The following is a 23,850-nucleotide window of genomic DNA, read 5'->3' as shown; positions in this document are numbered from 1 at the left end:
TTATTTATATTTACTTTGATTTTAATTTTTTGTATTATAATAGCTATATGTATAAAAATATGTATATAATTAAAAAAGGAGTTATATAATGCAAGATAGAAAAAAAGAAATTACGAAAGCTTCCTGGGTTGGAATTATAGGAAACAGTATATTAGCTTTACTTAAAATAATATTTGGAATAATTTCAAGAAGTATGGCATTAATAGGTGATGGAATAGATTCATCTACCGATATTGTAATAAGTATTATTACTTTATTTGCTGCTAAAATAATATCAAAGCCACCGGATAGAGAACATGCCTATGGTCATCATAGAGCAGAAACAATAGCAACTATTATACTAGCTTTTATTATTTTTTTCGCAGGAGCGCAACTTTTTATGAATTCAATAAGTAAGATATTTTTTAAAAAAACTATAGAAGTGCCTTCTAATATATCCATATATATAACTATTATTTCTATTATTGGTAAAATATTTTTAGCTTTTTATCAATATAGAGTAGGGAAGAAAACAAATAGTTCTATGCTTATAGCTAATGGGCAAAATATGAGAAATGATATTATTATTTCAAGTAGTGTATTAGTTGGTCTTATGTTTACATTTTGGTTTAATCTTCCAATATTAGATTCTATAACAGCAACTATTATAAGTTTATGGATTATAAAAGTAGCTTATGATATAGTTATAGAAACAAATATAGAGTTAATGGATGGAGTTGAAGATACGACAATATATGAAGAAATATTTAGAGCTATTGATTCTATAAAAGGAGCCTATAATCCTCATCGTACAAGAGTAAGAAAACTTGCTAATTTTTATATTGTGGACACAGATATTGAAGTAGATGGAAATTTGAATGTATTAGATGGACATAAAATAGCAATGGAAGTAGAAAAAAGTATAAAAGAAAATGTAGAAAATGTATATGATGTTATAGTTCATGTTGAACCTATAGGGAATGTAGAACACGATGAGAGTTTTGGATTAACAGAAGATATGTTAGAAAAATAATATATTAAACAGATAGAACTATTTAACTTAATAGTTCTATCTGTTTTTTTAACCATTGACTTAATTTAAAATATATTTTTTCAGCATCTTTATAACCTTTTTTATATAAATCAGCAAGTTTTTTAGGATTTCTATCTATTTTGTTTACTTTTAAAGGTTCAGACGGAGCGATAATAAACACTTTTCCTATTCTTTCTAGCATCCTAATATATTCTAATGTTTTATTATACATAATATGACGATTACAAAGTGCTTCTATTAATTTTGGATATTGGGGATAAAATTTATCTGCTATTTTTTTTATTTCAGTAGGATTTTTTCTATATCCTCTGTGTCTAGTAAGAATAATTACATTTTTACTGTTGCCGTCAAATATAGATTTTTTAATAGGAATAGCATCTGTAATTCCACCATCTAATAGAGGATATCCATTTAAATTAACTATTTTATTTACAAATGGAAGGCTCATAGATGCTTTAATAGCTTCAAAAAATTTATCAGATTTATTTTTATAAAAATACATAGGTTTACCAGTATTACAATTAGTTGTACATACAACAACTGTTTCTTTTGAATTATAAAAAGCATTATAATCAAAAGGGCATAATTTATTAGAAATATCTTCAAAAAGAAATTTAGTTTCAAAAAGTTCCTTATCTTTAATTAAATTTTTAAAACTAATATATTTTTTATCTCTAACATAATTAGCATTTATATCTTTGCTTTTTTCTTTTTGTTTTAAAATATACGAAATAGCATTACAAGCTCCGGTAGAAACTCCTATTATATATGAGAAATATATGTTATTATCAATGAAAAAATCTAGCACTCCTGAAGTATATAAGCCACGCATTCCTCCTCCTTCTAATACCAACCCAATTTTTTTCATAGGCTTACCTCCTAAAATATTGTAACAATTTGTAATAATAAATATATTTTTAAAAATTGTCAAGTATTTAGCTTAAAAAATATTGACATATTAAAAAAAAATAATTAAATTTTTAATTAAATATAAAAGGAGATGATATTTATGGTTACAAGAGAAGAAGCTTTAAATTTATTAATGGAATATACCAAATCTCGTAGTTTAATAAAGCATGCTTTAGCTGTAGAAGCTGCTATGCGAGGATATGCCAAAAAATATAATGAAGATGTAGAATATTGGGGAATTACCGGTCTTATTCATGATCTAGATTATGAAATGTATCCTAAAGAACATCCTCTAAAAGGAGTAGAGATCCTTAAAGAAAAAGGATATCCAGAAGATATTATAAATGCTGTAAAAGGACATGCCGATAATACTAATACGCCAAGAGAGACTCTTTTAGCTAAAGTGCTTTATGCAGTAGATGAGTTGTCTAGTTTTATAATAGCATACATATTAGTTAGACCTAATAAAAGTTTTGAAGGCATAAAAGTAAAATCAATTAAGAAAAAATTAAAAGATAAAGCTTTTGCAAGAGGAGTAGATAGAGAAATTGTAAAACAAGGGGCTAAAGAATTAGGAGTAGAAATGGATGAGCATATAAAAACAGTGATAGAAGCATTAGTAGAAAGAGAAAAAGAATTAAATAAAATAGGAGAAAGTTTAATATAAATTTATAAAGGCCTGTGAGTTTTCACAGGTCTTTATATTTATGCATAATAATTATGATTTTCAAAAGAATTAAAGGATAATTATTGCATAAAAAAACAAATAGATGTATAATTATAAAAAGATATAAAAGGTATTGAATTTAAGTTAATATAGAGGAGTGATATATATGGCACAAGATAAATGGATAGAACGAGGTAAAAATGTAATTATGAATACATATAATAGATTTCCTATAACATTATCCGATGGGGAAGGAGTATATTTAAAAGATATTGATGGTAAAAAATATTTAGATTTTGTTTCAGGAATTGCCGTTAATAGTTTAGGATATAAAAATCAAACCTTAATAAATGCTCTTTATAATCAGATGAAAAATTTAATACATTGTTCTAATCTATATTGGAATATTCCTAATATTGAAGCAGCAGAAATTTTAATAAAAAATAGTATTTTCGACAAGGTTTTCTTTTGTAATAGTGGAGCAGAAGCTGTAGAAAGTGCTATAAAATTAGCAAGAAAATACGGTAAAAAATTTCATGGCGAAGATTGTTATGAAATAATAACTATGAAACAATCATTTCATGGAAGGACTATGGGAGCTATTACAGCAACAGGACAAAGTAAATATCAAAAGGATTTAAATCCTCTTTTAGATGGAATATTATATGCTGAGTATAATAATTTTGAATCAGTTAAAAAAATAATTTCTAATAAAACTTGTGCTATTCTTCTTGAACCTATTCAAGGAGAAGGCGGAATAAGACCAGCTGATAAAGAATTTTTAAAGAATATACGAGAACTTTGTGATGAAAAAAATATTTTGCTTATGTATGATGAAGTTCAATGTGGAATAGGTCGTACAGGTTATTTGTTTGCTTATGAAGCTTATGAAGTATTTCCAGATGTAATTTGTCTTGCTAAAGGATTAGGAGGAGGATTTCCTATTGGAGCTATGATGGCAAATAAAAAATGTTCTTCTGTATTTCAACCAGGAGACCATGCCTCTACCTTTGGAGGAAATCCAGCAGCATGTACAGCAGCTAAAATAGTTTTAAATACTTTAATTAATGATAATATATTAAAAAATGTAAAAGAACAAGGAAAATATTTAAGAGAAAAACTTTTAAATTTAAAAGAAAAATTTAACATAATTATAGATGTTAGAGGAATAGGATTGATGCAAGGTATTGAATTATCCATTCCTATAGGAGATATTATTAAATCTTGTATTGAAAAAGGGTTATTACTTGTAGGAGCAGGGTCGAATGTTATTAGATTCGTTCCCCCTCTTATAATAAAAGAAAATGAAATAAATGAAGCAATAGATATACTTGAGGAAGTTTTAAAGGGGGTTTAAAAATGGACGCATATATATTACTAGAGGATGGAACAGTTTTTAAAGGTAAAGCCTTTGGAGCAAATAAAACGGTATTTGGAGAAATTGTTTTTAATACATCTATGTCAGGATATCAAGAAATTCTTACAGATCCTTCTTATGCAGGGCAAATAGTAGTAATGACTTATCCCCTTATAGGTAATTATGGGGTTAACAAAGAAGATGTTGAATCAAATAAAATACAAGTTAGAGGATTTGTGGTTAAAGAATATTCTAAACATGATAGTAATTGGAAAAGCGAAGAAAATTTATCAGATTATTTAAAAAAAGAAGGAATATTTGCTATTTCTAATGTTGATACCAGAATGCTTACTAAAAAAATTAGGAATCAAGGTACTATGAATTGTGTTTTAACAACAGAAAAAATAGATGATAACATAAAAAAACAATTAAAAGAATATTCATTTCCTAAAAATATTGTATCTAATGTATCTATAAAAGATATAAAAAATATAAAAGGGAAGGGTAAACATATAGGAATAATTGATTTAGGATTAAAAAAAGGTATAGAAAAACAATTAAAAAATCTTGGATGTTCTCTTACCATATTCCCATGGGATACATCTTATGAAAAAATTCTTTCTTATAATTTAGATGCTGTTTTATTTTCTAATGGCCCTGGAGATCCTAAAGATGTAAAAGTTGCCATTAATACAGCTGAAAAATTAATAGGCAAAATCCCATTATTTGGAATATGCTTAGGGCATCAAATTCTTGCTTTAGCTTTAGGAGGAGATACTTATAAAATGAAATTTGGGCATAGAGGAGGAAATCATCCAGTATTAGATTTAAGAACTAATAAAATTATGATAACCGCTCAAAATCATGGATATGCTGTAAAAGATAGTATCACAAAAGAAATAGAAATAACTCATATTAATATAAATGATTCTACCGTAGAAGGATTTTGCAATAAAGGATTAAATATTAATGCGGTTCAATTTCATCCTGAAGCAGGGCCAGGTCCTAATGATGCCAGTATAATTTTAAAACATTGGGTTGATTTAGTAGAGGAGGGAGACAATGCCTAAGAATAAAGACATAAAAAAAGTATTAGTAATTGGTTCAGGTCCTATTATTATTGGTCAAGCCGCAGAATTTGATTATGCAGGGACTCAAGCTTGTAAAGCATTAAAAGAAGAAGGAATAGAAGTTGTTTTAGTAAATAGTAATCCTGCCACTATTATGACTGATGAAAATATAGCTGATAAGGTATATATACAGCCTTTAAATATAGAAGCTCTTTCTTATATTATTGATAAAGAAAGACCTGATGGTCTGCTTCCTACTTTAGGAGGACAAACAGGGTTAAATCTTGCTGTAGAATTAAAAGAAGCACAAATATTAGATAAATATAATGTAAAACTTTTAGGAACATCTTTAGATGCTATTCAAAATGCAGAAGATAGAGAAAAGTTTAAAGAATTAATGCAAGCTATAGGAGAGCCTATTCCAAAAAGTAAAATAGTATCTTCTATAGAGGAAGGAGTAAAATTTGCAAAAGAAATAGGTTTTCCTATAATAGTAAGGCCGGCATATACTTTAGGAGGGACTGGTGGAGGAATTGCTAATAATATGGAAGAATTAGAGAAAATTCTCTATAAAGGATTAATGCATAGTAGGATTCATCAAGCCCTCTTAGAACAAAGTGTTGCTGGATGGAAAGAAATAGAATATGAAGTTATGCGAGATAGTAATGATACTTGTATTATTGTATGTAATATGGAAAATATAGACCCTGTAGGAATTCATACAGGAGATAGTATTGTTGTAGCTCCTTGTCAAACATTAAGAGACGAAGAGGTACATATGCTAAGAAGTTCTGCTATTAAAATTATTCGTGCTCTTAAGATAGAAGGAGGTTGTAATGTACAGTTTGCCCTTAACCCAAATAGTATGGAGTATGTAGTAATAGAAGTAAATCCTAGAGTAAGTAGGTCTTCCGCTTTAGCTTCAAAAGCTGCTGGATATCCTATTGCTAAAATTGCAGCTAAAATTGCCATAGGATTACACTTGCATGAAATCCCCAATTATGTTACAGGAAAAACTAAAGCTTCTTTTGAACCTACTTTAGATTATGTAGTAACTAAAATTCCTAAATGGCCTTTTGATAAGTTTAGTTATGCGGATAGGTTATTAGGAACACAAATGAAAGCTACAGGAGAAGTTATGGCAATTGATAGAAATTTTGAAAGTTCTTTTTTAAAAGCTGTTATTTCATTAGAAGGAAAAGATACAGGATTAAGAAGAGAAGATTTAGCAAAACTACCTGATGAAAAAATAAAAGATAAGTTAAATATTCCAGATGATCAAAGAATTTTTGTAGTAGCTGAAGCTTTAAGAAGAGGAATAAATATTGATATTATTTATGATATAACAAAGATTGATAAATGGTTTTTACATAAAATAAATCATATAATAGAACTTGAGAAAAAACTTTCTAAAGAACCATTAACTGCAGAATTATTAAAAGAAGCAGAAGAGATGGGATTTACTGATATAGAAATTCAATCATTATCAAAACAACCTATTTCCATGTTAGATACTTTAAGAAGAGCTCACAATATGTATCCAGTATACAAAATGGTTGACACTTGTTCGGCTGAATTTGAATCAAATACTCCTTATTATTATTCCACTTATGAACAAGAAGATGAAAATATAATAAGTAAGAAGGAAAAGATTATTGTTATAGGTTCTGGACCTATAAGAATAGGACAAGGAATAGAATTTGATTATTGTTCTGTTCATGCAGTTTGGGCTATTGAAGAAGCTGGTTATCAATCTATAATTATTAATAATAATCCTGAAACTGTAAGTACAGATTTTGATACTGCAGGAAAACTTTACTTTGAGCCTTTATATATTGAAGATGTTTATAATGTTATTAGAAAAGAAATGCCTAAGGGAGTTATTGTGCAATTTGGAGGACAAACAGCAATTAATTTAGCACCAAAGCTTTTAAAAAGAGGAGTACAAATATTAGGAACATCGGTAGATTCTATAAATATGGCTGAAGATAGAAAACTTTTTGAAGAATTACTTCGTGAAATTAATATTCCACAACCTAAAGGATGTGCAGTAACTAATATGGATGAAGCTATAAATGCTGCAAAAGAAATAGGATATCCGGTATTAGTTAGGCCTTCATATGTTATTGGTGGAAGAGCTATGCAAGTAGTGTATTCAGAAGAAGAATTAATAGAATATGTAAAAGAAGCAGCTTCTATTTCAACAGAACATCCTATTTTAATTGACCAATATATAGAAGGAAAAGAAGTAGAAGTAGATGCTATTTCAGATAAAGAAGATATACTTATTCCAGGAATCATGGAACATATTGAAAGAACAGGAGTTCATTCTGGCGATAGTATTTGTGTATATCCATCTCAAACTCTTTCTAAAGAAGTTATTGATACTATAATTTTATACACTAAAAAAATAGCTAAAGCTTTACAAGTAATAGGACTTATGAACATACAATTTGTAGTAAAAGATGAAAAAGTATATGTAATAGAAGTTAATCCAAGAGCTTCTAGAACAGTGCCTATTTTAAGTAAAGTAACCAAAATACCCATGGTTAAAGTGGCAATAAAAGTTATTTTAGGAGAAAAAATAATAGATCAAGGATATGGAGTTGGTCTTTATAAATCAACCAATTTAATTGCTGTTAAAGCTCCTGTATTTTCATTTCAAAAGCTTCATAATGTAGATGTTGCCTTAACTCCTGAAATGAAATCCACAGGCGAAGTATTAGGAGTAGATTCTGTTTATGACAAAGCATTGTTCAAAGCTTTTAGTGGAGCAGGATATACATTTCCTAATAAAGGTAAAGTTTTTGTATCTTTACGAAAAAAAGATAGAGAAGAAGCTTTAAAAATAGTAAAAGATTTTATAAATTTTGGATTTGAAATTATTGCAACTGATGGAACAGCAAAATATTTTAAAAATTGTGGTATAGAAGTAGAAATAATTTCAATAAATAATTTTGATACAATTTATGAAATGATGAAAAATAAAGAAATATCTATTGTTCTTAATACTCCAACTCAGGGAAGAGATCCAAGTAAAAATGGATTTAAAATTCGTACTACAGCAGAACAAATGAAAATCCCATGTTTTACTTCATTAGATACAATAAAAGCTTATATATTAGCTTATAAAATTTATAATTCTAAAAATTCTTTAACTTATGATACTTTAGATTACTATATGTAAATATAAAATAGATTTTAAATAATAGTTTATTTAAGGAGGAACATAATGGGAATAAATTTAAAAGGCAGGAGTTTATTAACTTTAAAAGATTTTACTTTTAAAGATATTGAATATTTATTAGATTTAGCAGAAGATTTAAAAAGAAAAAAAAGAATGGGAATACGAGGAGAACTTCTAAAAGGAAAAAATATAGCTTTAATTTTTGAGAAACCTTCAACTAGAACAAGATGTGCTTTTACAATAGGATGTATTGATGAAGGGGCTCATCCAGAATATTTAGGAAAAGATGATATACAATTAGGACATAAAGAATCTATAGAAGATACTGCAAGAGTATTAGGAAGATTGTTTGATGGAATACAATTTAGGGGATTTAAGCAAGAAACAGTAGAAAAATTAGCTAAATATAGTGGAGTTCCAGTTTGGAATGGATTAACGGATCTTTATCATCCAACACAAGTTCTTGCTGACTTTTTAACAATAAAAGAAAAATTTGGGCATTTAAAAGGTATTCGTTTTGTTTATGTAGGAGATGGAAGAAATAATATGGCCAATAGTTTAATGATAGGAGCCTCAAAAATGGGTATGGATTTTTCTATAGCTGCTCCTAAGAATTTATGGCCAAAAGAAGAACTTGTTTTAGAATGTAAAAAATTCGCAGAAAAATCAGAAGCTAAAATTACTATTACAGAAGATGTTAATTCTGTAGTGATTGGAGCAGATGTAATTTATACAGATGTATGGTGCTCTATGGGAGAAGAAGAAAAGGCAAAAGAAAGAATTAAACTTTTAAAACCTTATCAAGTTAATACTTCATTGATGAAGAAAACAGAAAAAAATACAACTATTTTTATGCATTGTCTTCCTGCAGTAAAAGGTAATGAAGTAACGGAAGAAGTCTTTGAAAGTGATGCTTCTGTAGTATTTGATGAAGCAGAAAATAGAATGCACACTATAAAAGCAGTAATGGTTGCCACATTATCTTAAAAGTTATTATTTTAAGAATTAAATTTATCTTATAAAAGTTTGAAACAATATAAAATAATAATACATTGACTAAATTTATATTTTTAGATATAATTTTCAACAAACATTGTTATCAAAATATCAAATAATTTAAAATAATTATTGTTTAGGAGGGGTAAAATGAATAGAGTTTATAATTTTTCAGCAGGACCTTCTATGCTTCCAGAAGAAGTATTAAAACAGGCCCAAAAGGAACTAGTTGTTTATGGTGATACAGGAATGTCTGTAATGGAGATGAGCCATCGCTCAAAGGATTTTAAAGATATTATTGATGAAGCGGAAAGTCTGTTAAGAGAAATCATGAATATTCCAGATAATTACAAGGTGCTTTTTTTACAAGGGGGAGCATCTAGTCAATTTGCTATGGTTCCTTTAAATCTTTTTAGAAATAGTAAAAAAGCTGATTATGTAAATACAGGACAATGGTCTAGAAAAGCTATTGCTGAAGCTAAAAGATATGGGACAGTAAATATAGTTGCTTCATCTGAAGATTCAACTTTTAATTATATTCCAGAATTAGACCCAAATACTTTTTCTAAAGATGCAGATTATTTTTACATAACTACTAATAACACAATTTATGGAACAAGATATACTGAAATTCCAGATACAGGGGATATTCCTTTAGTTGCTGACATGTCTTCTAATATTCTTTCTGAAGAATATGATGTTACTAAATTTGGAGTAATTTTTGCAGGAGCACAAAAAAATATGGGACCTGCAGGACTTACTGTTGTTATTATACGTGAAGATTTGATAGGACATGCAATGGACATTACACCCACTATGTTTAATTATAAGACTCATGCAGATAATGGATCTATGTTTAATACCCCTCCAACGTATAGTATTTATATAGCAAAACTAGTTTTTGAATGGGTAAAAAAAATGGGTGGAGTATCTGCTTTAGAAAAAATAAATAAAGAAAAAGCGTCTATTTTATATGATTTTTTAGATAATTCTAATTTTTATAAAGGTACTGTTGTTCCTAAAGACCGTTCATTAATGAATATACCTTTTGTTACAAATTCTAAAGAATTAGATGAAAAATTCGTTAAAGAAGCGGCTAAAAAAGGGTTAGTTAATTTAAAAGGACATAGAACTGTTGGAGGAATGAGAGCTAGTATTTATAATGCTATGCCTATTGAAGGAGTAAAGGCATTAGTGGAATTTATGAAAGAATTTGAAATAGAAAATCGTTAGGGGGGTAAGTATGTTTAAAATAAAAACTTTAAATAATATTTCTGAAAAAGGATTAGAATTGTTTCCAAAGGATAATTATGAGATTTCAGACGATTTTAATGAACCAGATGGAATATTGGTTAGAAGCGCAAAAATGCATGATATGGAACTTCCAGATTCATTAAAAGCAATTGCAAGAGCTGGAGCTGGAGTAAATAATATTCCAATAGATAAATGTTCTGAAAAAGGAATTGTTGTTTTTAATACTCCTGGCGCCAATGCTAATGGAGTAAAAGAATTAGTTTTAGCAGGTCTTTTACTTTCTTCTAGAAAAATTGTAGATGGAATTATGTGGACAAAAAGTTTAAAAGGAAAAGGAGCAGAAGTTCCTAAATTAATAGAAAAAGGGAAAAAAAATTTTGCAGGACCAGAAATAATGGGTAAAAAATTAGGTGTAATTGGATTAGGAGCAATAGGAGTTTTGGTAGCTAATGCAGCTCATTCCCTTGGAATGGATGTACAAGGATATGACCCTTATATTTCTGTAGATGCTGCTTGGGGATTATCAAGAGCAGTTAATAGAGCAGTTAGTTTAGAAGCATTAATTAGTGAATGTGATTATATCACAGTTCATGTTCCTTTACTCGATGAAACGAAAAATATGTTTAATAAAGATACTTTTGCTTTAATGAAAAAAGGAGTAAAACTTCTTAATTTTTCAAGAGGAGAATTAGTAAATAATTGTGATTTAAAAGAAGCTATTAAATCTGGAATTGTATCAACTTATGTAACAGATTTTCCAAGTGAAGATTTACTTGATGTAGAAAATGTTATTACAATTCCTCATCTAGGTGCTTCTACTCCCGAATCAGAAGATAACTGTGCAATAATGGCAGTACAAGAACTAAGAAACTATTTGGAACATGGTAATATTAAAAATTCAGTGAACTTTCCAGACTGTGAAAAAGAGAGGTCTACTGATAATCGTATAGTTGTAGCTCATAAAAATATTCCTAATATGGTTGGACAAATTGCTACAATTCTTGCAAACGCTGATGTTAATATTATGGATATGGTAAATAAAAGTAAAAAACAATGGGCGTATACTATAATAGATTGTGATAAAAAGGTAAATAAAGAAGTTGTAGAAAAATTAAAAGGAATCAATGGAATTGTTTTGGTTAGAAGTATATAAAAAAGGAGCTATTTCAGAAATCATTCTGAGATAGCTTCTTTTTTATATACTTGAAAAAATATTATATTTAACATATAATATTTTTAATACCAAAAATAGTAGGAAAAGTATAGGGGGAATGTTATGAAAAATGCAAAAATTAATTTTTTACAAAGAGTAGAAAAAAGCTTATCAGATTTTAGTTTTTATAAAGTTATAGTACAAGAATCTGTAGGAAAAGCTATCGGTTACTTAATATTATTATCATTTATTTTAGGTATAATAAGTATTATAAAACCTCTTTATGAAATCAATGAAGAAATGAAAGAGTATGAAGAAAATATTCCAGATGTTATTATAAAAAATGGAGAGTTAAATATAAATACAAAGATGCCGATTATACTAAATAGTGACGATAGTGTAATTATTATTGATACTAGAGAAGGAATTAATAAAGACATAATTAATGATTATAATACAGGTTTATTAATTACAAGAAAACAAATATTATTTAAAAATGGATTTAGTATACAAGAGGTTTATTCATTTAATGAAATAAAATATGCAGAATTTGATAAAGAAAAATTCAAAAATTTTTTATTTATTTTTAAATTGATATTAATGCCTATTTATGGTTTGGGAACAGTATTATCAGTTATTATAGGAAAGTTAATAGGTTCTTTATTTGTTAGCTTGATTGGATTAATTATAAATGAGATTTATAAAGCTAATCTAAGATATAAAGCAATATATAAAATAGGAGTTTATTCTATGACATTATCTTCCATAATAAAAGTCGCAATAAATCAATTATCATTTGAAATTCCATTTTTTTATTTATTATTATTATTTATTTATTACGGAGTAATTATATTCTATATGATAAAAGCTATTACTGAAATAAAAAAAGAAAAAGAAGTAAATTTGTCTTAAAATATTTAAATACATAATTTTAGTTAGAGAGCCATTAATATTTATTTGAAAATAAAAAATAGCAGTATAGATATTATACTGCTATTTTTCTTGAAAAAATGTTATATTTAACATATAATATTTTAAATGTAGAAATATTAACATAAATGTAGGAGAGAAGGTTATGGAAAATACTAAAATTATTTTTTTACAAAGGGTAAAAAAAAGTTTATCAGATTTTAGTTTTTATAAGGTTATAGTTCAAGAATCCATAGGAAAAGCTGTAGTTTATTTAATATTATTATCATTAATTTTAGGTATATTAAATTATATAAAACCCTTTTATGAAATTAACAAAAGTATAAAAAAATTTGAACAAATCATTCCTAATATTACATTAAAAAATGGAAAGTTAAATGTAGATGCAAGGATGCCTATTATAATGGGAGATTTTGATGATGTAATTATTGTTGATACAAGAGAAGGAACTGATGAAAATATACTTTATAATTATAAGCAAGGAATCTTAGTCACAAAAAGAGAAATATTCATAAAATATTCAACAAACACGAAAAAATCTTATTTATTTAATATATGGAAAAACGAAGTATTAAACAAACAAAATTTAATAAATTTTTTAAGTTTTTTTAAATTTATAGTAATACCTTTTTATGGTTTGATAATAGTATTATTAACTATTATAGTTAAATTGATAGGATCATTATTTGTTAGTTTGATTGGATTAATTATAAATGTAATTTATAAAGCTAATCTAAGATATAAAGCAATATATAAAATAGGGGTTTATTCTATGACATTATCTTCTATAATAAAGATTGCAATAAATCAATTATCAATTGAAATTCCATTTTTTCATTTATTGTTTTTATTTGTTTATTATGGAGTTATTGTATTTTATATAACAAAAGCTATTAAAGAAATAAAGAAAGAATATGAAATAAATTTATCTCAGGATATTAATATTTAATTAATAAATACTTTTTTTATAAATAGTATTATTAACTTAAAAAATTAAAAATTAATTATAAATAATATTTTAATTTAAATAATTTTATGAAAAATAAAAATCAGTAATATATTTTATAAATATACAAATTTTATTTTATATAATTTACAAAATATTGTTATATATAAAATACAAAACAAAGGAGAATAAATATGGCGATAAGTAAAATTGGTTTTTTTAAAAAAATAAATATGAGTATTACGGATTTTAGTTTTTACAAAGTTATAATTCAAGAGTCCACAGGAAAAGCTATAATTTACTTGATATTTTTATCAATGTTGTTGTCCATATTACCTTCTATTAAAATTGCTTATTTAATAAATGATGAAATTAATTATATAGAACAAAAGATTTCATATTTTGAATTAAAAAATGGAGAATTAAATGTAGTTGGTGATATGCCAATCTTTATAGAAATTTATGATAATTTAGCCATTATTGATACTACAAATCAAACAAATGAATCTATATTAAATAATTTCCAACATAAAAGAGTATTTTTAATAACAAATAAAAAGATTTCTGGAAGAATAGGAACGCAATACAGAGAAATTTTACTCAAGAATTTAAAGATTAAAGATTTTAATAAAGATGATTTAAAATTAATATTATTTATTATTAAATTTATAGTAATTATTCTATGTATATTATGGGTTGTATTATCAACTATTATACATAAATTGATGAATTCTTTATTTATTAATGTAGTTGGAGTAATTGTAAATTTAATTTATAAGGCTAATTTAGAATATAAAGACATATACAAAATAGGTATTTATTGTATGACATTACCTTCTATATTAATATCTATAATAGGTCAAATAGATTTTCCAAATTTAAATTTTTTATTGTTCTTTGCTTATTATATAATAGTTATACTTTATTTAATAAAAGCTATTACTGAAATAAAAAAAGAAAATGAGATAAATTTATCTCAAAATATAAATAATACTGTAAATTAATTAAAGAAAAGGTGTAGTAGAAGATGGTGAATTATCGATCATTTTTTCTATTACATCTTTTATTATTTTTAATCCCTTTTCTATTTCTTTTTCATCTACTGCTGCAAAGCTAAGTCTTATAAAAGAAGAAAAATTTTGAGAAGTTGAAAATAATGAACCGGGAGAAATAATAACGTCTTTTGATAATAATTTATCACATAGAGTTTTGGTAGATATAGAAGGTATTAATTTTAACCATAAACTTAGACCACCATTAGGTTTAGTATAAGTAACATAATTATCTAAATATTTATTTATGTTATGTATAAAACAATCATATCTTTTATTATATATATTACAAATTTTATTTATATGATTTTTCCATAATTCTTTTCTTAGATATAAATCAAATACTCTTTGTATAAAACTAGATGTAGAGATATCTGTTGTATGTTTAGCAGATAATATATGATTTAGAAGAGGTTTTGGGGCGACTAAAAAACCTAATCTAAGTCCTGGCATTAATATTTTAGAAAAACTTTTTATATATATAACTCGATTTCTATGATCTAATGCTTTTAGAGGGATATTAGGTTCTTTTGAATAATTTAAATCACTTAAATAATCATCTTCTATTATGTAAGTATTATATTTTTCAGCTAAATCTAATAATTTTCTTTTTTTATTTAAAGAATAAGAATATCCTGTGGGATTTTGATAATAAGACATCATATATATAAATTTAGGATTATATATTTTTAAATAATCTTCTAATAAAGGGATATTTATTCCATCGGATTCTAAAGGAATTTCTACAATTCTTGCTCCACGGTTTTGAAAGACAGCTATTGCACCATGATAAGTAGGTTGTTCAACAAATAAAATATCTCCAAATTGAAGTAATGCTTTTGATAATATATCTATTCCCTGTTGAGCACCGGAAATTATTTGTATATTATCTGATTTAGTATTAATTCCATAATTTTTTAAATAGTCTACTATGGATTCTCTAAGACCATAATATCCTTGACTTTCTTGATAGCTAAATGCATCTCCTTTATCTCGTTCTAAAACTTGATTAAAAACTTCTTTAAAATCTTCTACGGGAAATAAATTAGTAGTAGGAGAAATGCTGGCAAAGTTAATTGTATTTTTTGTTATAGTAATTTGTTTTAATTGTATATCTGTATCAATTTTTCTAGATATTGGAGGCGAAATAATTTCAGAAGGTAGAGGAGAAACATAGGTACCACTACCTATTTGTGCATATACTACTCCTTTATTTTCCAAATATTTATATGCATTTACAACAGTTACATTATTAATTTTTAATTGACTTGCAAGGGTACGGATGGTAGGAAGTTTTGTATTAGGTTTTAAAACTCCTTTTTGAATAAAATTATATAAAGCATCGCCTAATTGTTTATAAAGAGGAGTTTTGCTTTTTTTATCCAATTGTATCGATACAAAATGATTCATTTTATAAAATCCTCCTTTTTGTATTGATTAAGACTATTATATAATTATAATAAAGAATATATAAAAATGCATTTTTATATAAAAGTTATAATATTGTATCGATACAATATTTTATCATCATAAATTAATGTTGTCTATAAACTTGTATTTGATATTCTGAAAAAATTAAAATTTTTATTATTATGTTAAATAAGGAGGATAAAAATGAGCACCCAATATGAGTTAAATAAAAATTTAGCCCAAATGTTAAAGGGCGGAGTAATTATGGATGTAACCAATGCAGAACAAGCTAAAATAGCTGAAGAAGCTGGAGCAGTAGCAGTTATGGCACTTGAAAGAGTTCCGGCAGATATAAGAAAGCAAGGGGGCGTGGCAAGAATGTCAGACCCTAAATTAATTAAAGAAATAAAAAAAGCAGTTAGCATTCCAGTTATGGCTAAATGTAGAATAGGTCATTTTGTAGAAGCACAAATTTTAGAAGCTTTAGACATAGATTACATAGATGAAAGTGAAGTTTTAACTCCAGCTGATGATCAATATCATATTGATAAAAAATCTTTTAAAATTCCCTTTGTGTGTGGTGCTAGGGATTTAGGAGAAGCTTTAAGAAGAATAAATGAAGGTGCTTCTATGATTAGAACAAAGGGAGAAGCAGGAACGGGAGATATAATCCAAGCAGTACGACATATGAGAACTATGACTTCTCAAATAAGAAAATTAAAAGCTATGACTAAAGAAGAAAGAATATTATTTTCAAAAGAATTAGGAGCTCCACTTAATTTAGTAGAACAGGTAGCAGAATTGGGTAAACTTCCGGTAGTTAATTTTGCTGCAGGAGGGGTGGCGACTCCAGCAGATGCAGCTTTAATGATGCAGTTAGGAAGTGATGGTGTCTTTGTAGGTTCTGGAATATTTAAATCAAAAGATCCTATAAAAAGGGCTAAAGCAATTGTAAAAGCAGTAACTTATTTTAATGATCCTAAAGTTTTAGCAGAAGTTTCAGAAGATTTAGGAGAAGCTATGGTCGGAATAAATTGTGATGAAATTAACATATCTTATGAAAAAAGAGGTTGGTAATAGGAGAAAAAGATATGAAGATAAATATAGGAATCTTAGGATTACAAGGAGCTATTATAGAACATCAAAAAATGTTAGAAAAAATTAAAGATGTAAAAGTATATATAGTAAAGAGAAAAGAGGATTTAGATAAAATTCAAGGATTGATTCTTCCAGGAGGAGAAAGTACAACTATTGGGAAATTAATTAAAGATTTTAATCTAAAAGACCCGTTAATTGATAAAATAAAAAATGGTATGATAGTTTGGGGTACATGTGCAGGAATGATATTATTAGCAAAAAAAATATCTAATGATTCCAAAGTACATTTGGGAGTTATGGATATAATAGTTAAAAGAAATGCCTATGGAAGTCAATTAAATAGTTTTTCTACTAATATTGTAATTCCAGAGGTTTCTAATAAAGCAATTCCAGTAGTATTTATTAGAGCCCCTTATATAGAAAAAATCGGGAAAAATGTTGAAGCTTTATATAAAATAAATGATAAAATTGTTGCTGCAAAACAAGATAATATGATTGTAACATCTTTTCATCCGGAATTAACCAATGATATATCTTTCCATAAATATTTTGTGAAAGAAATAAAAAGAAAAATCCGATAGTTAAAAATTCTATCGGATTTTTCTTTTTTAATATATAATTTTAAGTAAAAGTTAAACATAGGAGAATTAAACAGCGAAAGGAGAATTTTATGAAAGAATTATCTTTACATATTTTAGACATTGTAGAAAATAGTATAAGAGCTAAAGCAACGGAAATTAATATAGAAATAAATGAAGATTTAAAAAATAATATTTTTTCTTTTAAAATAAAAGACAATGGGATAGGTATGGATGCAGATTTTATTAAAAATGTTAGGAGCCCTTTTAAAACTACGAGAACAACAAGAAAAGTAGGATTAGGAATTCCTTTATTAGATTCAGCTGCGAAAAGATGTAATGGAAAATTAGAAGTAAAAAGTCATGTTGGAAAAGGTACAGAAATTATAGTTTTTATGGAATATAATCATATTGATAGAGCTCCTTTAGGAGATATTGCTTCAACAATAAGTAATTTAATTTTATCAAATCCACAAATTGAATTTACATATGTACATAAATATAATAATAAATCTTTTAATATTGATACAAAAGAAATAAAAAAGATATTAGGTGAAATTTCCATTAGCGATCTTTCAGTAATTAAGTGGATTAAAGAATATATAAATAAAAGTTTGATAAAAATTAGACAAACTTTTGATATTTAAAACTATTTTTTATGATATTTTTCAAAAGATATTAAAAAAAAATAAACAAAGTATTTTGTATACAATCTACATAATACATGTAATTTTATTGCTATAAACTAAACCAATTCATTAATAAAAATTGGTAAAAATCTTTGTGCATTTTTTATCATTAGTTGAGGAATTAAAGCATTTATATTATTATATAATTATGATACTTATCATAAAGTAGATTAAGTTTATTATATATAATAAACTTTTTATAGTGATATTTTATTAGATAGGAGGAAACATATGAGTTTATTAACATTTAAAAAGGGTATTCATCCTCCACATGGGAAACATTTTACTGAAAAAAAACCAATTGAAGTTTTTTTCCCTGAAGGAGGAGAATTCGTATTTCCCATGGTGCAACATATTGGAGCTCCATGTGAGCCAATAGTTAAGAAGGGAGATAGAGTCTTGGTAGGACAAAAAATAGGGGAATCCAAGGCTTTTGTTTCGTCTCCAATTCATAGTTCTATATCTGGTACAGTAAAAAATATAGCGCCCATGCTTCATCCTAATGGGAATAAAGTACTTTCAGTTATTATTGAAAATGATGGTATGTATGAAGAAGATCCATCTATTAATGTAAAAAAAGATTATAACAAATTATCAAAACAAGAAATGATTGAAATTATAAAAGAGGCCGGAATAGTTGGAATGGGCGGAGCAGGATTTCCAACACATATAAAACTTTCACCACCACCGGAAAAAAAGATTGATACAATCATTATAAATGGTGCAGAATGTGAACCATATCTAACTTCAGACCATAGAGTTATGTTAGAAGAAACAGAAAGAGTAGTTGAAGGATTACAAATTATTCTGAAAATGTTTCCAGAAGCTAAAGGTTATATTGGTGTTGAAAATAATAAAATGAATGCAGTAAATGCACTTATAAAAGCAACAGAAAAAATTGAAAATATTGAAGTAAAGGTTCTTAAAACGAAGTATCCTCAAGGGGCAGAAAAACAATTAATTTATGCTATTACAGGAAGAGAAGTTCCTTCTGGAGGACTTCCAGCAGATGTAGGTTGTATTGTTCAAAATATAGATACAACAGTTGCAATTCAAAGAGCGATTGTTCGTGGGAGACCTTTAATGAGAAGAATTGTTACCGTAACAGGAGGAGCTATTAAAGAACCTAAAAATCTTAAAGTAAGAATAGGAACTTCTTATAAAGCTTTAATAGAAGCAGCAGGAGGCTTTATATCTGAACCTGTAAAAATTATCTCAGGTGGCCCTATGATGGGAACAGCACTTTCATCATTGGATGTACCAGTAGTAAAAGGAACTTCAGCAATTTTATGTTTATCAAAAGAAGAAGCAGATTTACCCGAAGAGCAAAATTGTATTCGATGTGGAAAATGTGTATCTGTTTGTCCAATGAATTTATTACCACTTCAACTTAATAGTTATTCTATAAATTATGAATTAGATAAATTTGAAAAAGCCCATGGAATGGACTGTATTGAATGTGGAAGTTGTTCATTTATTTGTCCAGCAAAAAGACATTTAGTTCAATCTATTCGTACAGCAAAAAGAACAATATTAAATAATAGAAAAAAGAAAGCATAAAGGGGGATGTATAATGTATACAGTATCTTCATCTCCTCATATACACTCAAAAGAATCAATTCAAAGTATTATGAGGGATGTTTTTATAGCATTACTTCCTGCAGCATTGGCAGGGATATGGTTTTTTAAATTTCAAGCTTTAATTGTTATTATTTTATCTATTACTTCTTGTGTTGGGGCAGAAGCTTTATGGCAAAAATTAACTAAACAAAAAATAACAATTAATGATTTTAGTGCAGCAGTTACAGGATTACTTCTTGCAATGAATTTGCCTCCTTCAGTTCCTTTTTGGATTCCTATTGTAGGAGGAGCTTTTGCTATTATTATTGCAAAACAAGTATTTGGAGGACTAGGACAAAACTTTATTAATCCAGCTTTAGCTGCTAGAGCATTTCTTTTAGCTTCATGGCCAGTGGAAATGACTACTTGGACTATAGATGGAGTTAGTGGAGCCACACCATTAGGTATTTTAAAAGAAGGAGGAAATTTGCCTTCCTTTATTGATTTAATTATAGGTAATATTGGAGGATGTATAGGAGAAACTTCTGCTATTGCTCTTTTAATAGGAGCTGCATATTTACTTTATAAAAGAGTTATTTCTATAAGAATTCCGGCTACTTTTATTGGAACAGTATTTATGCTTACCTTTATTTTGGGAAGAAATGGAATGTTTGATCCTAATGCGTTATACGAAGTTTTTGCAGGAGGACTTATATTAGGAGCATTTTTTATGGCTACAGATTATTCATCTTCTCCTGTTACTCCTGTAGGACAGTATATAATGGGATTAGGATGTGGAATTATTACAACAGTAATTCGTCTTTATGGAGGATATCCAGAAGGAGTATCTTATTCCATACTCATTATGAATTTAGCAGTTCCACTTATTGATAGATATACAAGACCTCGAATTTTTGGGGAGGTGAAATGATGAAAGAAATTATTAAACTTGGACTAATATTATTTATCATTACAGCTTGTGCTTCAGCAGTTCTTGGGTTTACTTATGAAATTACTAAAGGACCTATAGAAGAACAAGTGCAATTAGCTAAAAAAGAAGCTATGAATCAAACTTTACCACAAGCAGATACATTTCAAAGTATAGATGTTGATTTACCAGAAGATTCAACAATTTTAGAAGTAAATGCAGGATATAAAGGGGATAATTTAGAAGGATTTGCAGTTAAAGTATCACCTAAAGGATTTGGTGGTGCTGTTGAAATGATGGTTGGTATTTCTAAAGATGGTGTTATACAAGGAGTTAGAATATTAAGTCATGCTGAAACTCCAGGTTTAGGAGCTAATGCAGAAAACCCTTCTTTTTCATCTCAATATGAAGGCAAATCTGGACAGCTTGTAGTAACTAAGACAGCTCCAACTGAAGATAATGAAATACAAGCTATTACAGGAGCAACTATTACATCCCAAGCTGTGACAGATGGAGTTAATGAAGTGATAGAACTTTTAAATCATCTTTTAGATGCAGATGAAGTAACATTTGATTTTAATTAAGAGGGGTGATAAAGTTGAATAAATTAATAGAAAGATTAAAAAATGGAATTATAGAAGAAAATCCAATTTTTGTTCAAGTAATAGGAATGTGTCCTACTTTAGCTGTTACTACAGGTGCTAAAAATGGACTAGGAATGGGTTTAGCAACTACAGCAGTATTGGTTGGTTCGAATTTATTTATATCTTTGTTAAGAAAAATTATACCATCTAAAATACGTATTCCTGCTTATATTGTTATTATTGCTAGTTTAGTGACTATGGTTGATTTATCTTTACAAGCTTTTATTCCTGATTTACATGCTCAATTAGGATTATTTATCCCTTTGATTGTTGTTAATTGTCTTATTTTAGCGAGAGCAGAAGCTTATGCATCTAAAAATAATATTTTATCATCTATTTTAGATGGATTAGGCATGGGATTAGGATTTGCTATTGCATTGACAGTTTTAGGAATGGTTAGAGAATTACTTGGGGCAGGAACAATATTTGGAGCTCAAATTATGCCTTCATCATATAAACCAGCTTTAGTTATGATTTTAGCTCCAGGAGCATTTTTTACCTTAGGAATACTTATGGCAATTTTAAATCATATAAAGAATAAAACTGTCAAGAATGATATGGAGGGATAAAATGAATTTGTTTATTTTATTTTTAAGTGCTATTTTAGTAAATAATTTTGTATTATCAAGATTTTTAGGTATATGTCCATTTCTTGGGGTGTCTAAAAAAGTAGAAACAGCTCTTGGAATGGGAGTTGCTGTAACATTTGTAATGACATTAGCTTCTATGATTTCTTATATAGCATATAATTGGATATTAGTTCCTAATAATATTACTTATTTGTATACAATAGCTTTTATTTTAGTTATAGCTTCATTAGTGCAATTTGTAGAAATGTTTATTCAAAAAGTAAGTCCTACTCTTTATCAAGCGTTAGGAGTATATCTTCCATTAATTACAACTAATTGTGCAGTATTAGGAGTAGCTGTCTTAAATATGAATGAAGGTTACAATTTAATTGAAAGTATTGTACATGGCGTTGGAGCAGCTCTTGGATTTACTTTGGCTATTGTACTTTTTGCAGGAATAAGAGAAAGAATTGAAAAAAATAGTATTTTAAATGCATTTCAAGGTTTTCCTATTGCATTAATTACAGCCGGATTAATGTCTATATCATTTTTAGGTTTTCAAGGATTACTATAATAAAGAGGTGAATAAAAATGGATATAACCAGTATAATTTATCCTGTCATTAGTATAGGTGGATTAGGTTTACTATTTGGAACTGGTTTAGGTTATGCTTCAAAAAAATTTGCAGTAGAAGTAGATGAAAGAATTCCACAAGTTCGTGATTTACTTCCAGGAGCAAATTGTGGGGGTTGTGGTTTTGCTGGTTGTGATGCTTTTGCAAAAGCAGTAGTAGAAGGAAAAGTAACTCCCGAAGGATGTCCTGTTAATAATTCTGAGTCTATAGAGAAAATAGCTTCTCTTATGGGGCTAAAAGTAGAACAAGGAGAAAAAAAGGTTGCAGTAGTAAAATGTAATGGAACATGTGAAAATAGCAAAAATAAATATGAGTATTATGGAATTACTGATTGTAGAGATGCTGCTTTAATCCCAGGGGGAGGAGCTAAAAGTTGTAGTTATGGTTGTCTTGGACTTGGAACTTGTAAAAAGGTATGTCCTTTTGGAGCAATTGAAATTGAAAATGGAATAGCAGTTATTAATGAAGATAAGTGTACTGCTTGTGGGAATTGTGTAGATGCGTGTCCTAAAGCTGTTATAGAGTTGGTACCTATAAAAAATAGGGTAAGGGTTTTATGTAATTCTCAAGATAAAGGGAAAGATGTAAAGCAAAGTTGTTCTGTAGGCTGTATTGGTTGCAGAATGTGTGTAAAGGCTTGTGAATATGATGCGATTGATTTTAATAATAATCTTGCTCATATTAAATATGATAAATGTACACAATGTATGGCATGTGTAAAAAAATGTCCTACAAAAGCTATACAAGGACAATTATTATCAAAAGATGATAATATAAGTGCTTAATATATGGTTAAAATATTTTATAAAAGAATGTACTTTTAAAATTAGTACATTCTTTTTTTATAACCGTTTTTTCTATAAATATGTTAAAATATAAAAAGCATATTATGAAAGGATGATAAATTTGTATGGAGGAAAAGATAAAAATAGTTGGGCACTTTTTTTACTTTTGTTAGGAGGTATAGTACTTGGAGGTTTCATAGGTCATTATCTTGGGCAAGTACCCTATATGCAGTGGATTAACTATGGTAAAGAATTTGGATTAAAGAATCCTTTAACATTAGATTTAGATATATTATATATCCAATTTAGTATTACAATAGAATTTACAATAGCAAGTATATTAGGAATTATAGCGGCTATACTTATATATAGGAAATTGTAAAATAATTCTAGGAGGTATG

Annotated in this window: 23 protein-coding genes; 21 read left to right on the top strand and 2 right to left on the bottom strand. The window is 27.4% G+C overall.

What is annotated here, in order from left to right:
- The first annotated feature begins 88 nt into the window (after positions 1-88).
- Positions 89-1,012 (top strand): cation diffusion facilitator family transporter, encoded by a 924-nt coding sequence (locus OM90_RS03595; protein WP_058485521.1) that lies wholly within the window; start codon positions 89-91, stop codon positions 1,010-1,012.
- Positions 1,013-1,034: 22 nt separating this feature from the next.
- Here OM90_RS03595 and OM90_RS03590 read toward each other — a convergent pair whose 3' ends face one another.
- Positions 1,035-1,901, bottom strand: coding sequence for a patatin-like phospholipase family protein (locus tag OM90_RS03590; protein WP_058485520.1), 867 nt, complete (start codon positions 1,899-1,901; stop codon positions 1,035-1,037).
- A 141-nt stretch (positions 1,902-2,042) separates the two neighbouring features.
- Here OM90_RS03590 and OM90_RS03585 point away from each other — a divergent pair, with 141 nt between their 5' ends.
- The 10 genes from OM90_RS03585 to OM90_RS03540 all read left to right on the top strand — a co-directional run bounded on the left by OM90_RS03585 (position 2,043) and on the right by OM90_RS03540 (position 14,506).
- Positions 2,043-2,609: an HD domain-containing protein gene (locus OM90_RS03585; RefSeq protein ID WP_058485519.1), complete on the top strand. Its 567-nt coding sequence runs from the start codon at positions 2,043-2,045 to the stop codon at positions 2,607-2,609.
- 166 nt (positions 2,610-2,775) lie between these two features.
- The gene (locus OM90_RS03580; RefSeq protein ID WP_058485518.1) at positions 2,776-3,966 is read left to right on the top strand and encodes an aspartate aminotransferase family protein; all 1,191 of its coding nucleotides are present in this window, start codon (positions 2,776-2,778) and stop codon (positions 3,964-3,966) included.
- Between the two features lie 2 nt (positions 3,967-3,968).
- On the top strand, positions 3,969-5,036 hold the full coding sequence (gene carA / locus OM90_RS03575; RefSeq protein WP_058485517.1) for a glutamine-hydrolyzing carbamoyl-phosphate synthase small subunit: 1,068 nt from the start codon (positions 3,969-3,971) through the stop codon (positions 5,034-5,036).
- Positions 5,029-8,223, top strand: a complete 3,195-nt coding sequence (gene carB / locus OM90_RS03570; protein WP_058485516.1) for a carbamoyl-phosphate synthase large subunit — start codon at positions 5,029-5,031, stop codon at positions 8,221-8,223. Before carA ends, carB begins: the two co-directional genes overlap by 8 nt.
- A 51-nt stretch (positions 8,224-8,274) precedes the next feature.
- Positions 8,275-9,210: an ornithine carbamoyltransferase gene (gene argF, locus OM90_RS03565; RefSeq protein WP_058485593.1), complete on the top strand. Its 936-nt coding sequence runs from the start codon at positions 8,275-8,277 to the stop codon at positions 9,208-9,210.
- A gap of 159 nt (positions 9,211-9,369) precedes the next feature.
- Positions 9,370-10,452, top strand: a complete 1,083-nt coding sequence (serC, locus tag OM90_RS03560) for a 3-phosphoserine/phosphohydroxythreonine transaminase (RefSeq protein WP_058485515.1) — start codon at positions 9,370-9,372, stop codon at positions 10,450-10,452.
- Between the two features lie 10 nt (positions 10,453-10,462).
- The gene (locus OM90_RS03555; protein WP_058485514.1) at positions 10,463-11,626 is read left to right on the top strand and encodes a phosphoglycerate dehydrogenase; all 1,164 of its coding nucleotides are present in this window, start codon (positions 10,463-10,465) and stop codon (positions 11,624-11,626) included.
- Positions 11,627-11,749: 123 nt separating this feature from the next.
- Positions 11,750-12,538, top strand: a complete 789-nt coding sequence (locus OM90_RS03550; RefSeq protein WP_058485513.1) for a DUF1189 domain-containing protein — start codon at positions 11,750-11,752, stop codon at positions 12,536-12,538.
- Between the two features lie 163 nt (positions 12,539-12,701).
- Positions 12,702-13,505 carry a DUF1189 domain-containing protein gene (locus tag OM90_RS03545; RefSeq protein ID WP_058485512.1) on the top strand — a complete coding sequence of 268 codons (804 nt, stop codon included), beginning with the start codon at positions 12,702-12,704 and terminating at the stop codon, positions 13,503-13,505.
- 191 nt (positions 13,506-13,696) lie between these two features.
- On the top strand, positions 13,697-14,506 hold the full coding sequence (locus OM90_RS03540) for a DUF1189 family protein (RefSeq protein WP_058485511.1): 810 nt from the start codon (positions 13,697-13,699) through the stop codon (positions 14,504-14,506).
- Here OM90_RS03540 and pdxR read toward each other — a convergent pair whose 3' ends face one another.
- Positions 14,507-15,964 carry a MocR-like pyridoxine biosynthesis transcription factor PdxR gene (gene pdxR, locus OM90_RS03535; protein ID WP_058485510.1) on the bottom strand — a complete coding sequence of 486 codons (1,458 nt, stop codon included), beginning with the start codon at positions 15,962-15,964 and terminating at the stop codon, positions 14,507-14,509.
- A gap of 204 nt (positions 15,965-16,168) precedes the next feature.
- On the opposite strand from pdxR, the gene pdxS reads away from it, so the two are divergent.
- From pdxS to OM90_RS03485, 10 genes are all read left to right on the top strand, one after another.
- A complete protein-coding gene (pdxS, locus tag OM90_RS03530) occupies positions 16,169-17,041 on the top strand; it encodes a pyridoxal 5'-phosphate synthase lyase subunit PdxS (RefSeq protein ID WP_058485509.1) in 873 nt (290 codons plus the stop codon).
- Between the two features lie 14 nt (positions 17,042-17,055).
- The gene (pdxT, locus tag OM90_RS03525) at positions 17,056-17,643 is read left to right on the top strand and encodes a pyridoxal 5'-phosphate synthase glutaminase subunit PdxT (RefSeq protein WP_058485592.1); all 588 of its coding nucleotides are present in this window, start codon (positions 17,056-17,058) and stop codon (positions 17,641-17,643) included.
- A gap of 89 nt (positions 17,644-17,732) precedes the next feature.
- The gene (locus OM90_RS03520) at positions 17,733-18,287 is read left to right on the top strand and encodes an ATP-binding protein (protein WP_058485508.1); all 555 of its coding nucleotides are present in this window, start codon (positions 17,733-17,735) and stop codon (positions 18,285-18,287) included.
- A gap of 273 nt (positions 18,288-18,560) precedes the next feature.
- The gene (rsxC, locus tag OM90_RS03515; RefSeq protein WP_058485507.1) at positions 18,561-19,889 is read left to right on the top strand and encodes an electron transport complex subunit RsxC; all 1,329 of its coding nucleotides are present in this window, start codon (positions 18,561-18,563) and stop codon (positions 19,887-19,889) included.
- A 13-nt stretch (positions 19,890-19,902) separates the two neighbouring features.
- Positions 19,903-20,820 (top strand): RnfABCDGE type electron transport complex subunit D, encoded by a 918-nt coding sequence (locus OM90_RS03510; RefSeq protein WP_058485506.1) that lies wholly within the window; start codon positions 19,903-19,905, stop codon positions 20,818-20,820.
- Complete coding sequence (locus tag OM90_RS03505) at positions 20,820-21,401, top strand: RnfABCDGE type electron transport complex subunit G (RefSeq protein ID WP_064505484.1); 582 nt, start codon at positions 20,820-20,822, stop codon at positions 21,399-21,401. Before OM90_RS03510 ends, OM90_RS03505 begins: the two co-directional genes overlap by 1 nt.
- A 14-nt stretch (positions 21,402-21,415) precedes the next feature.
- Positions 21,416-22,030, top strand: coding sequence for an electron transport complex subunit RsxE (rsxE, locus tag OM90_RS03500; protein WP_058485504.1), 615 nt, complete (start codon positions 21,416-21,418; stop codon positions 22,028-22,030).
- 1 nt (position 22,031) lies between these two features.
- Positions 22,032-22,604, top strand: a complete 573-nt coding sequence (gene rsxA / locus OM90_RS03495; protein ID WP_058485503.1) for an electron transport complex subunit RsxA — start codon at positions 22,032-22,034, stop codon at positions 22,602-22,604.
- A gap of 17 nt (positions 22,605-22,621) precedes the next feature.
- Positions 22,622-23,449, top strand: coding sequence for an RnfABCDGE type electron transport complex subunit B (locus tag OM90_RS03490; protein ID WP_058485502.1), 828 nt, complete (start codon positions 22,622-22,624; stop codon positions 23,447-23,449).
- Between the two features lie 121 nt (positions 23,450-23,570).
- Positions 23,571-23,831 carry a DUF4321 domain-containing protein gene (locus OM90_RS03485; protein ID WP_330381819.1) on the top strand — a complete coding sequence of 87 codons (261 nt, stop codon included), beginning with the start codon at positions 23,571-23,573 and terminating at the stop codon, positions 23,829-23,831.
- Positions 23,832-23,850: the final 19 nt, after the last annotated feature.

This window comes from Defluviitalea phaphyphila (assembly GCF_001466305.1).
Classification (GTDB): domain Bacteria; phylum Bacillota; class Clostridia; order Lachnospirales; family Defluviitaleaceae; genus Defluviitalea_A; species Defluviitalea_A phaphyphila.
This window is presented reverse-complemented; position numbering and strand designations above follow the sequence as displayed.

Bases quoted from the DNA above. Each gene is read 5' to 3' on its own strand.
- OM90_RS03580 (WP_058485518.1), top strand. From the start codon at position 2,776: ATGGCACAAGATAAATGGATAGAACGAGGTAAAAATGTAATTATGAAT.
- OM90_RS03585 (WP_058485519.1), top strand. From the start codon at position 2,043: ATGGTTACAAGAGAAGAAGCTTTAAATTTATTAATGGAATATACCAAA.
- OM90_RS03595 (WP_058485521.1), top strand. From the start codon at position 89: ATGCAAGATAGAAAAAAAGAAATTACGAAAGCTTCCTGGGTTGGAATT.
- OM90_RS03590 (WP_058485520.1), bottom strand. From the start codon at position 1,901: ATGAAAAAAATTGGGTTGGTATTAGAAGGAGGAGGAATGCGTGGCTTA.
- OM90_RS03490 (WP_058485502.1), top strand. From the start codon at position 22,622: ATGGATATAACCAGTATAATTTATCCTGTCATTAGTATAGGTGGATTA.
- pdxT (WP_058485592.1), top strand. From the start codon at position 17,056: ATGAAGATAAATATAGGAATCTTAGGATTACAAGGAGCTATTATAGAA.
- OM90_RS03510 (WP_058485506.1), top strand. From the start codon at position 19,903: ATGTATACAGTATCTTCATCTCCTCATATACACTCAAAAGAATCAATT.
- OM90_RS03545 (WP_058485512.1), top strand. From the start codon at position 12,702: ATGGAAAATACTAAAATTATTTTTTTACAAAGGGTAAAAAAAAGTTTA.
- rsxC (WP_058485507.1), top strand. From the start codon at position 18,561: ATGAGTTTATTAACATTTAAAAAGGGTATTCATCCTCCACATGGGAAA.
- OM90_RS03505 (WP_064505484.1), top strand. From the start codon at position 20,820: ATGAAAGAAATTATTAAACTTGGACTAATATTATTTATCATTACAGCT.
- rsxA (WP_058485503.1), top strand. From the start codon at position 22,032: ATGAATTTGTTTATTTTATTTTTAAGTGCTATTTTAGTAAATAATTTT.
- OM90_RS03550 (WP_058485513.1), top strand. From the start codon at position 11,750: ATGAAAAATGCAAAAATTAATTTTTTACAAAGAGTAGAAAAAAGCTTA.
- OM90_RS03555 (WP_058485514.1), top strand. From the start codon at position 10,463: ATGTTTAAAATAAAAACTTTAAATAATATTTCTGAAAAAGGATTAGAA.
- OM90_RS03520 (WP_058485508.1), top strand. From the start codon at position 17,733: ATGAAAGAATTATCTTTACATATTTTAGACATTGTAGAAAATAGTATA.
- pdxS (WP_058485509.1), top strand. From the start codon at position 16,169: ATGAGCACCCAATATGAGTTAAATAAAAATTTAGCCCAAATGTTAAAG.
- pdxR (WP_058485510.1), bottom strand. From the start codon at position 15,964: ATGAATCATTTTGTATCGATACAATTGGATAAAAAAAGCAAAACTCCT.
- carB (WP_058485516.1), top strand. From the start codon at position 5,029: ATGCCTAAGAATAAAGACATAAAAAAAGTATTAGTAATTGGTTCAGGT.
- serC (WP_058485515.1), top strand. From the start codon at position 9,370: ATGAATAGAGTTTATAATTTTTCAGCAGGACCTTCTATGCTTCCAGAA.
- OM90_RS03540 (WP_058485511.1), top strand. From the start codon at position 13,697: ATGGCGATAAGTAAAATTGGTTTTTTTAAAAAAATAAATATGAGTATT.
- carA (WP_058485517.1), top strand. From the start codon at position 3,969: ATGGACGCATATATATTACTAGAGGATGGAACAGTTTTTAAAGGTAAA.